The organism is Corynebacterium sp. HMSC034E11 (genome assembly GCF_001835905.1).
GTDB classification, from domain to species: domain Bacteria; phylum Actinomycetota; class Actinomycetes; order Mycobacteriales; family Mycobacteriaceae; genus Corynebacterium; species Corynebacterium coyleae.
This window is the reverse complement of sequence record NZ_KV826372.1, coordinates 1-5,698: the sequence shown is the minus strand read 5'-3', so window position 1 is coordinate 5,698 and position 5,698 is coordinate 1. Positions and strand designations below refer to the sequence as shown.

Here is a 5,698-nt window from a genome sequence, read left to right as displayed (position 1 = left end):
ATGCGGGTATGTCGTGGCTGGTGGTCACGGCGGTGTTGGTGCTCACCGTGGTTGTCGGTATCACTGCAGCGCTGCCGACCCGACCTTCCCGCGTGAGCGCAAGAAGATCGTCGAGTGGGAAGACATGCTGGGTCACTCCACGCACAAGTGCGAGGGTTAATCAAGACGGCACCTTCTAGATCGACAACTCGTGGTCGGGGCGACGTCATTTCGAATCAACAGACATTTCGTTGCCTTCATGTCGATTTTTACGGTGAAAATCGACATGTCAGCTTCTGCGATCACGATTCGGGTAATAGGCATCCCAGCCCGCGTCGGGAATTCTGCTACTAGCTGCGCCCTTCTCAGGATCGGTTTTCGGATCTCAAACCCGAGGTCAGCTACGATAACCCAACCTGGGGGATCTGCACAAAGTAGCAGAAGTCCAGAGGCCGAGGAATGTGGATAGGGCCGCACTTCAGATAAGCTCAGCTTCCCTCACCAAGAGTGCCAGTTGAACGCGGTTACCGATTCCGAGTTCATCAAAAATCTTCGTCAAGTGGGTTTTGACCGTAGCGGTTGATAACAACATCGCTCTCGCGATCTCCTGATTAGTTAAGCTCTGTGCAACTAAGATCGCTATTTCCGTTTCCCTTTTGCTAAGGCCCGCTAGGGCCTGTTGAGCTTCAACCCGCCGATTAACCTGGCCGTCCCGGGTGTACGCGTCAAGCAGGATGCGAGTATGACGAGGGGAAAGAGTGACCTTGCCAGCGGAGGTGTCCCTAATTGCTTGGATTACGGATTCAGGAGGCGCGTCTTTCAATAGGAACCCGATAGCACCGGCCTCAAGGACCTCCATGACGGTCGATTCATTATCGAATGCAGTCATCATCAATATTGCTTGGCTATGCCCAGCCTTGAGAATCGATTCGGCAACTTGAAGGCCTCCAACGTTTGGCATCCGGACGTCCAGAACAACCACGTCGGGACGCAGACTCGGAAGCTGATCAATAGCCTCAGCACCGCTTCCTGCTTCGCCGACAACTTCGATATCGTCGGTCGCTTGGAGTATGAACTTCAAGCCCCGGCGAACCATCGGATCATCATCCACTAGGTACACACGTATCATCCGATGGTCTCCCTATGCGATCACCGATTTGGGCCAAGGGACTATAACGTGTAGTTCAAAGCGACCGGACCGCTCTCCAAACCGCACAACGCCACCGAACTTGCTTACTCGCCGTTCTACCCGTTTCAAACCCGTCCCACGGCGCTTCTTAACTAGATCTCCCGATTCAACCTCACGCACGGAGTTCTGGATATAGATTTGTAATTCGCCTCCTTCGCTGCCACTCAGTTCAATAGAAATCGGGCTTTGTGGAGCATGAACGCTGGCATTGGCTAGAGCCTCTTGAACTACTTGCGAGACGAGCTGGCGCATTTCCTGTGGCATTGCATCCAACTGGCGAAGCGATCTAGTGTTTAGCGTAATGTCGGCCCCGCTTCTCCGATTTTCAGCCACGATCGCAGCTAAATCTTCGGGGGCCTGGAAAGCCGACGCATCGTCCAAGCGGTCAATAAGAACTCTGAGGTCCGCTAACGTCTCTACCGCGGTCTCTCGTATCAATTGGGCGTTCTCCTTGATCACGTCGGGGCCAGCTTCGGCGTTGACCTCGAGGCCACCCGCTTGCAGTGACAACAGCGCTAACTTATGGCCAACATGATCGTGCGCTTCGTTGGCGATCCGGGCTCGCTCCCTGAGGACGGCCTCTGTAGCCACCCTTTGCCGCTCCAGCTCTTTATGCTGCGCAATCACCCGGTACGACTCAACCAGATTTCTATTGTAGGAAATAACCAGCCCAGCCAGGAACGGCGCAATGACGAGAACCGTGCCTTCAACCAGCCAGGCAATAGTTGGATCATTGGTTTCCCTCTCACCCGCCTGAACAGTGACGATCGTTTCCTTATCCGACCACCCGACTCGGCAGAGGACGAAAGCAGCGACCACAGCCGCGAAACTGCCCCATCCTCGCTTACGCAGTGCCAAGTTGAACACGGTCGGAAGAAAGAAGACGTTAGTTACAAAAAGAGCACAAACTGCTGGCGGAAAAAGAACCAGAAAGGGATATCGTTTGCGTTGAAATTGCAGCGCGATCATCAATGCGATTAGCGCTATTAACGCCACCCGACTTTGCTCGCTAGCTCCGCTCAGTGAGACGAAACCGATCAAGCAGATTGACGCAGGGTAGATGAGGTCGCTCCACGTCCGACCCCTAAAGGGATCGTCACCCGAATCTGAGACTACGCGCTCCAAAGTGACACCCCGTTTAGTCACAAAATCCTTGACCAGCAAAAAACAGGCGGAACATTGCGCAATTCTAGCTCGTCAACACACCCTCGGGCAACTAAGGATTCATAGCTACTTGGCCAAATTTAAATGTCCAGTTGGCTGATACCCGGATCGGACCCGGTAATTCAAACTGAGGATGGCGGTCAAACGGTCGCCCTCCCCACTGAAGTCATCGGAAATAGAAAGGAGTACACATTGGACAAGGAAAACGTTGCCCCGTTCGAAATGGAGCGGATCGACTACCCGGTAATCGAGGAAGACGCTCCAATGCCCCCATTGAGCCAGGAGATGGTCCGACAGGAAGCAAAACAGGGGCTTCTCGAGATCAGAGATTTTGTGACCGGGGACGAGTTTGTCGCGATGCTGCAAGAACTGTATGCGCTACCGGTTCAGGAACGAGACGAGTTCGTTCGAGGCACGATCCTCGACGAAGATGAGTTAGAAGATCGAGGTATCCATGTGCCCGAGGGCCTGAAGATCCAACGTTCGCGGTTTGGCGACGGCCGACCCACTCTGTTTTGCGTGGCGAAACTCTTGTCAGACGGGGTCAGGAAAGTGACCTACACGTTCGACAGTGAGACGGCACTGGCTTAAGAGGTGCACCTGTGGAAGCGACTAAGAAATTCACGGATAGAGCCAGTTTTCACGGCGCAACTAAAACTGAGCTCGAGTCGAATGATGCTGGTCGACGACTGTTCGGGCTTGCGAATCAGGCGGCTCTTTTTCCGCACCAAGGCGAAATCTTTCTCAACGAGCAGGAATTGGTCCTTGGTGACTGGCTGACTCTGCGGCCCACTGATATCCAGGATGTTGACGTCGAGTTCACACCCGAGTATGGACGCTTCACAGCGGGCGGTAGCCGAGGCGGATTTCCCTCTCTCGGATTCGTTAGGGATCTTGGTAAGCCCCTGAACCTCTATCTCACTAACGGAGACAGAATCTCGCTTCTAGTGAACTTCAGACTGGTCAGTGGAACTAACGACAATAAGTCCTGGCTCGAGAAAATTCGCTCGTTCGCCAACATCGGATGACTCCCTTCGTTCACCCCCAAGCAAATCATTGCAATACCAGAAAGGATTCACCATGTCCGTAAATACCACGTTCAACAAGATCGACAGCGAGATCGCCGAGGTAGAGCTTCGCATCAACAAGGAAACGATCACGAAGCAAATCGATGACTTCATCGAAGTTATCGCTTCTGATGGGTTCATCGGCTACATCAACGATGTCGCTCAGCTCCCCACCCATGCGGAAAGGAAGGAGCTTACTGCAAAGACCGCCAATCTCGAGACTTTGCGAGAGCGCGGAGTGCCAGTTCCTGACGGACTGCGATTCACAACGCGCGAATTCGAGCTACCCGAGGATGGTCGTGAGGCTGAGGGTCCCCTGCTCAAGGTTCGACCGGAACTTGATCCGCGAATGGGAGGCTGCATCAGCATCGGTTTCTACGTCTGCGCCAGCTACGGCAACTAGCTAAAGCTGCGCCCTAACCACCTACGAAGTAGCCCCACTTACAAGCGGGGCTACTTGCCTACGAATGGTACTTAGATGAAAACACCTCAAGTCGCTGTAAAGCTTTCTAATCTTAGCAAGAGGTATGGTTCGACTCTCGCACTCGATGACATCAATGTAGAGGTCCCCGCAGGGACAGTAGTGGGTCTTGTGGGGTCGAACGGTAGCGGAAAGTCCACACTTCTACGCCTTATTGCCGGAGTCGAACGCCCTTCCCACGGGGAAATCGAGTTCTTCGGGAAAAACCTCGCCTCCAGCGAAACTATAGGGAGCGGGACTGGAGCTGCAATCGACGCAATGGCGCTTTGGCCGCGCTGGTCAGTCAAACGAACTTTGACATACCTTGGTCAACTTACTGGGCGAACGGACGAGGAAGTCAAGGACGTAATTAAATCCCTGTCGTTGGGTGAGTATTCGTCGAGAAAAGTTCGGACGCTATCGCTTGGAAACCGTCAACGGGTGCAAATTGGTGCCGCTTTGATTAATGGTTCACTCCTTACCATTCTTGACGAACCAATGAACGGTTTAGATCCCCAGGGGCGCCTGCTTATGCGAAACCTCATAGAGCAGTTACCAACTGACGAACGCACTGTCTTAATCTCAAGCCACGACCTCAATGAAATTCAAACCCTTTGCTCCCACATCATCCACCTGGAACGCGGAAGAATGATTTTTGCTGGTGAGCTCGCTAGCTACGTGGGGGAAGCGAAAACTCTCTTAGTACATTATCCGCCGGAATTGAGTGAGGCGATCAGTTCCATCATTGATCATCGACTTGTCCGAACTGGCTCACACAACCCTGGCGTGCTGGAGGTGGACGATCAGAATGTCGAAACCCTACGGACCCTAATGGAGGAGCACTCCATTCCGGTCTTGAATCTGGAGACGAAGAAGCACACTTTGGAGGATCAGTTTCATGCACACGGCAGACCGTAAGACGGTGGTCAAAGTCGAAACCAGAAGGTGGTTACTTCATCCGGGAGTCTTTGCTCTACTCGTAGTTGTGTCGTTACTAACCGCACTGTTGTCATACGCCGCAGTCATGGCATCAAGCGGGGCCTCCTCAGATGCCGGTGCGGTCTCGATCGACACCACGGCAGCACTCGGGCCCGACTCAGAAGATCCGGAGAAGCTGGATCTCGCCGCAACCTCGATCTATCTACTAGCGCCACTTGCGGCTTCACTCCACGGCGTTCTTTTCGCTGGAAGCGAGCTCTCATCGGGCGCTCTGCTCAATATTGCGGTCGCGGCGCGGCGTTTGAGAACGATCTTCGCCGTTCGGGCGCTATCTCTAGTACTTTTGTCGTTAATAACCGGAGCAATCCTAACCGCATTATCGATCGCTGGGTTGACGGCAGGTTTGAGGCAAGCCGAAGTACCAAGCCTCACCCCCGAAGCGCCCCTTGGTACCGTCATCCTGGGCGGATCCATTCTCTACGCCACCGTTGCCGTGATCGCATTTGCGGCAGCAACACTGCTAAGACGGTGGGTCGTCGTTTTGGTTGCACTCGTAGCTTATTTCGTCGTTGCAGAACCCCTGTTAGCTTCAATGCTGTCCGAACATGCTTCGAAGTGGTTGCCTCACGTTTCGCTTGGAAAGTGGGTGGACTTTGAGCCCGAGAGACGATTCGCTATCCCAACTATGGTTCTGGCACTTTTGGCTCTGGTCACTGCCGTGGTTGGCACGCAGCGTGATCGAGCTGCGAGGTAAGACCGTTTTTGTGAATTCAGGAGACTAGATGGATCTCATCCGCCTCACCGCGCGCTTTGGCAAGCGGTACAGCGGCAAGATTGCACTGGTGATCGTGCTCCAGCTGGTCACCACCCTGGCCACGCTGTACCTGCCGGATTTGAACG

At 53.8% G+C, this 5,698-nt stretch carries 7 protein-coding genes; 5 read left to right on the top strand and 2 right to left on the bottom strand.

The features are described from left to right. Nucleotides 1–457: 457 nt before the first annotated feature. Together HMPREF2690_RS00825 and HMPREF2690_RS00820 are read right to left on the bottom strand one after the other, a co-directional pair. The gene (locus HMPREF2690_RS00825; protein ID WP_070484653.1) at nucleotides 458–1,108 is read right to left on the bottom strand and encodes a response regulator; all 651 of its coding nucleotides are present in this window, start codon (nucleotides 1,106–1,108) and stop codon (nucleotides 458–460) included. A 12-nt stretch (nucleotides 1,109–1,120) separates the two neighbouring features. After that, entirely contained in the window at nucleotides 1,121–2,209 is a 1,089-nt protein-coding gene (locus HMPREF2690_RS00820) for a sensor histidine kinase (RefSeq protein WP_141743394.1), read from the bottom strand. Between the two features lie 315 nt (nucleotides 2,210–2,524). Between HMPREF2690_RS00820 and HMPREF2690_RS00815 the strand changes: the two genes are divergently transcribed. The 5 genes from HMPREF2690_RS00815 to HMPREF2690_RS00795 all read left to right on the top strand — a co-directional run bounded on the left by HMPREF2690_RS00815 (nucleotide 2,525) and on the right by HMPREF2690_RS00795 (nucleotide 5,552). Next, nucleotides 2,525–2,923 (top strand): hypothetical protein, encoded by a 399-nt coding sequence (locus tag HMPREF2690_RS00815; protein ID WP_141760973.1) that lies wholly within the window; start codon nucleotides 2,525–2,527, stop codon nucleotides 2,921–2,923. A gap of 11 nt (nucleotides 2,924–2,934) precedes the next feature. Further along, nucleotides 2,935–3,360, top strand: coding sequence for a hypothetical protein (locus HMPREF2690_RS00810; protein ID WP_070484661.1), 426 nt, complete (start codon nucleotides 2,935–2,937; stop codon nucleotides 3,358–3,360). Nucleotides 3,361–3,412: 52 nt separating this feature from the next. Then, nucleotides 3,413–3,802, top strand: coding sequence for a hypothetical protein (locus HMPREF2690_RS00805; RefSeq protein WP_070484664.1), 390 nt, complete (start codon nucleotides 3,413–3,415; stop codon nucleotides 3,800–3,802). A gap of 75 nt (nucleotides 3,803–3,877) precedes the next feature. Continuing rightward, on the top strand, nucleotides 3,878–4,777 hold the full coding sequence (locus tag HMPREF2690_RS00800; protein ID WP_070819890.1) for an ABC transporter ATP-binding protein: 900 nt from the start codon (nucleotides 3,878–3,880) through the stop codon (nucleotides 4,775–4,777). After that, nucleotides 4,758–5,552, top strand: coding sequence for a hypothetical protein (locus tag HMPREF2690_RS00795; RefSeq protein WP_070819889.1), 795 nt, complete (start codon nucleotides 4,758–4,760; stop codon nucleotides 5,550–5,552). Before HMPREF2690_RS00800 ends, HMPREF2690_RS00795 begins: the two co-directional genes overlap by 20 nt. Nucleotides 5,553–5,698 lie beyond the last annotated feature (146 nt).

Bases quoted from the DNA above. Each gene is read 5' to 3' on its own strand.
- HMPREF2690_RS00795 (WP_070819889.1), top strand. From the start codon at position 4,758: ATGCACACGGCAGACCGTAAGACGGTGGTCAAAGTCGAAACCAGAAGG.
- HMPREF2690_RS00825 (WP_070484653.1), bottom strand. From the start codon at position 1,108: ATGATACGTGTGTACCTAGTGGATGATGATCCGATGGTTCGCCGGGGC.
- HMPREF2690_RS00800 (WP_070819890.1), top strand. From the start codon at position 3,878: ATGAAAACACCTCAAGTCGCTGTAAAGCTTTCTAATCTTAGCAAGAGG.
- HMPREF2690_RS00805 (WP_070484664.1), top strand. From the start codon at position 3,413: ATGTCCGTAAATACCACGTTCAACAAGATCGACAGCGAGATCGCCGAG.